General features: G+C 71.0%; 3 protein-coding genes. All 3 read left to right on the top strand.

Going from position 1 to position 3,746, the window contains the following annotated elements; genetic code table 11:
- On the top strand, positions 1–691 hold a 691-nt coding region (locus tag QZ483_RS13090), incomplete at its 5' end, for an AAA family ATPase (protein ID WP_297084734.1).
- Positions 688–1,494 (top strand): ABC transporter permease, encoded by an 807-nt coding sequence (locus QZ483_RS13085; RefSeq protein WP_297084732.1) that lies wholly within the window; start codon positions 688–690, stop codon positions 1,492–1,494. The genes QZ483_RS13090 and QZ483_RS13085, both read left to right, overlap by 4 nt.
- 85 nt (positions 1,495–1,579) lie before the next feature.
- The coding region (locus QZ483_RS13080) for a multifunctional oxoglutarate decarboxylase/oxoglutarate dehydrogenase thiamine pyrophosphate-binding subunit/dihydrolipoyllysine-residue succinyltransferase subunit (protein WP_297084730.1) at positions 1,580–3,746 on the top strand (2,167 nt) is incomplete at its 3' end.

The following is a 3,746-nucleotide window of genomic DNA, read 5'->3' as shown; positions in this document are numbered from 1 at the left end:
GGACGCCGCACCCTGGCTGCGCGACGGCGACGTCCTCGTGGTGACCAGCAAGATCGTTTCGAAGGCCGAGGGCCGGCTGGTGGATCTGCCGGCCGACGAACCGGACCGCAGCCTGGTCCGCGACGAGGTGCTGGCCGCCGTGGGCATGACGGACGCGGCGAACCGGCGCGTGGGCGGCTATTCGCTGGGGATGCGCCAGCGCCTGGGGCTGGCGACCGCGCTGCTGGGCGATCCCAGCGTCCTGGTGCTCGACGAGTCCGCCAACGGCCTCGACCCTGCGGGGATCAAGTGGCTGCGCGCGTTCCTGCGGCGCTTCGCGGACGACGGCGGCACGGTGCTGCTCAGCTCGCATCTGCTGTCCGAGGTCGAGCAGACCGTGGATGACGTGGTCATCATCGCGCGGGGCTCGCTGCGCCATCAGTCATCGCTCGACGACCTTCGATCCCTCGCGCATCCCACCGTCACACTGCGAAGCCCCGACCACCCGGGGCTCGCGGACTTTGTGGAGGGTCGCTTCGCCTCCGCAGCCACCGTGACGGCTCCCGGCACGGCCGTCATCGCCGATGCGCGGGCGGCGGACGTGGGCGCCGCCGCTTTCGCGGACGGCCTCGAGGTCCACGGGCTGGCCGAGGGCGGGGAGAACCTCGAGGACGTGTTCCTGCGCCTGACCGGCGGGGAGGCGATCGCATGAGCGCCGCGCTGACCTCCGAGATCCGGAAGCTCCGTTCGACGCGCCTGTGGTGGGTCCTGCTGCTGTGCCAGCTGGGCGGCATCGCGTTCCTGTCAGGATCTCTGGCGTTCTCGATCGCGTTTGCCGACGAGTTCGCGGGCGGCGACACTCAGCCTGTCGCGACGGACCCGCTCACGACCGCCCTGACCATCTACTCGCTGCCGGTGTCCTTCGGCTACGTGTTCCCGGTGATCCTGGGCGCCCTGGTCGTGACTGCCGAGTTCCGCCACCGGACCATCGACACCACGGTGCTGCTCGAGCCCAGCCGCGCGCGCGTGATCGCCTCCAAGTTCATCGCGGTGATCCCGTTCGCGGCCGTCTACGCGGTCGTCGGCATCGCGACGGGCATCGCCGTCGGAGCCGGAGTGCTCGCGATCGCGGGCGAGCCCACGTTCCTCGACGACGGCGAGGTCTGGCGATCGATCGGACTGGGCATCGCCGCGATGATCGTGTGGGCCCTCGTGGGGGTGGGGTTCGGCTCCGCGCTCACGAACCAGGTGGTCGTGATCGTGGTGCTGCTGGGATGGACCCAGCTCGTCGAGCCGATCCTGCGCGTGGCGATCGCCTTCATCGAGCCACTGCAGCCCGTGGGGCGGTTCCTGCCGGGAGCGGCGGGCGAGGCGATGACCGGCGCGAGCTTCTACTCGACGCTCGGCGCCGGCGACCTGCTCAGTGCCGGGGCCGGCTTCGCGGTGCTGCTCGGATACGCCGTCGCAGCAGGGGCGATCGGCTGGCTCGTGACATTCCGGCGCGACATCGCATAACGATTGTCCCAAGAGCGGTGACAATGGTGGGGCCCAGCCCGATTAGGCTGGACAATGCACTTAGTACACCGTTGTCCTCCGACGCATGAGCGCCAAGAAAGCGAGCGGCCCCTCCGTGTCCCCCGACACCAGCGCGCCAGATACTGACCGCACGACCGTGACCCACGCCGCAGGCGCGCCCTCGGTCGCCTCTCTGATCCTGGGTGCGAGTGCAGCGAGCGCCCCGTCTCCCACCGGCCCCGCGTCGGCCGCTCCGGCTGAGGATCCCGCTCCTGCGGCCGCGCCCAGTGCGCCCGCTCCGCCAGCGCCCGCCGCACCCACGCCTGCCGCATCGGCCCCCACTCCCGCCGCTGCCGCATCGGCCGCCCCCGCATCGGCTCCGAGCGCGCCAGCCGCGTCGCCCGAGCCGACCGCTCAGGCCGAGCGACGCGACGTCCGGCCCGCGATCCAGCAGCCGGCGACGGAGGAGATGCCCGCGGCCACCGCGTCGCCCGACACCGGCGCCACCGCCGTGGGCGAACCCGCTCCGCAGGCCGACAGCGAGTCCACGGCCACGCAGCCGATCGCGACCACCCAGGCCCCGATCGCGACGTACCTGCAGAGCCACGACCACCAGGCGCTCGCCGCAAAGGACGTCAAGCACGGCGTGGAGCGGCTCCGCGGTCCCGCCGCGCGTGTGGTCTCCAACATGGAGGCGAGCCTCGAGGTCCCCACCGCGACGTCGGTGCGCACCATCCCCGCGAAGCTCCTGATGGACAACCGCACGGTCGTCAACAACCACCTCGGACGCACCCGCGGCGGCAAGGTCAGCTTCACGCATCTGATCGGCTTCGCGATCATCGAGGCGCTCACGGAGCAGCCGAGCATGAACGTGGCGTACACGCTCGACGACGGCAAGCCCGCGATCGCGACCCCCGAGCACGTGAACTTCGGTCTCGCGATCGACCTCGACAAGGGGGACGGCACACGTCAGTTGCTCGTGCCCAACGTCAAGGACGCCGACCGCATGGACTTCGCACGGTTCTGGAGCGCCTACGAGGACATCGTGCGCAAGGCGCGCACCGGCGCACTGCAGGCCTCCGACTTCCAGGGCACGACCGTCACGCTGACCAACCCGGGCACCATCGGCACCGTGCATTCGGTGCCGCGGCTCATGCAGGGGCAGGGCGCGATCATCGGCGTGGGCGCGATGGACTACCCCGCCGAGTACCAGGGCGCCTCCGAGGAGACCGTCGCGCGACTGGGCATCGCGAAGGTCCTCACCCTCACCTCGACGTACGACCACCGCGTGATCCAGGGCGCGCAGTCGGGCGAGTTCCTGTCCCTCGTGCACAAGAAGCTCCTGGGCCTCGACGGCTTCTGGGACCGGGTCTTCGTGGCGCTGCGCGTGCCGTACGAGCCCGTGCGGTGGGTGCAGGACTCGGCCACCAACGAAGCGGCCGAGGCGGCCAAGCCCGCCCGCATCGCCGAGCTCATCCACTCGTACCGTGCGCGCGGCCACCTCATGGCCGACGTCGATCCGCTCTCGACGCGGCTGCGCAAGCACCCCGACCTCGACGTCCAGACGCACGGCCTCACGCTGTGGGACCTGGACCGCCACTACGCGACCGGCGGCTTCGGCGGCACCAACGTGTGGAAGATGCGCGAGGTGCTCGGCCGCCTGCGCGATGCGTACTGCCGCACGGTGGGCGTCGAGTACATGCACATCGCCGACCGCACGCAGCGCGCGTGGCTGCAGGAGCGGCTCGAGACCGCGTACACCAAGCCCAGCCGCGAGGAGCACCTGCGGATCCTGCGCCGGCTCAACGCCGCGGAGGCCTTCGAGGCGTTCCTGCAGACCAAGTACGTGGGCCAGAAGCGCTTCTCGCTCGAGGGCGGAGAGTCGCTGATCCCGCTGCTCGACGCCGTCATGTCCTCCGCCGCCGTCGCGGGCGTGCAGGAGGTCTGCATCGGCATGGCGCACCGTGGCCGCCTCAACGTGCTCGCCAATCTCGCGGGCAAGTCGTACTCGCAGATCTTCTCCGAGTTCGACGGCACGGCGATCCCCGGCTCGGTGCAGGGCTCCGGCGACGTGAAGTACCACCTGGGCACCGAGGGCACCTTCACCGCCGAGACCGGCGAGACCACGAATGTGTACCTCGCGGCGAACCCGTCGCACCTCGAGGCCGTCAACCCGGTGCTCGAGGGCATCGTCCGCGCCAAGCTGGACCAGCTGGGCGCCGACCCGGCGTCGGACGGCTACCCGATCCTGC

Source organism: uncultured Demequina sp. (genome assembly GCF_913055775.1).
Classification (GTDB): domain Bacteria; phylum Actinomycetota; class Actinomycetes; order Actinomycetales; family Demequinaceae; genus Demequina.
This window is presented reverse-complemented; position numbering and strand designations above follow the sequence as displayed.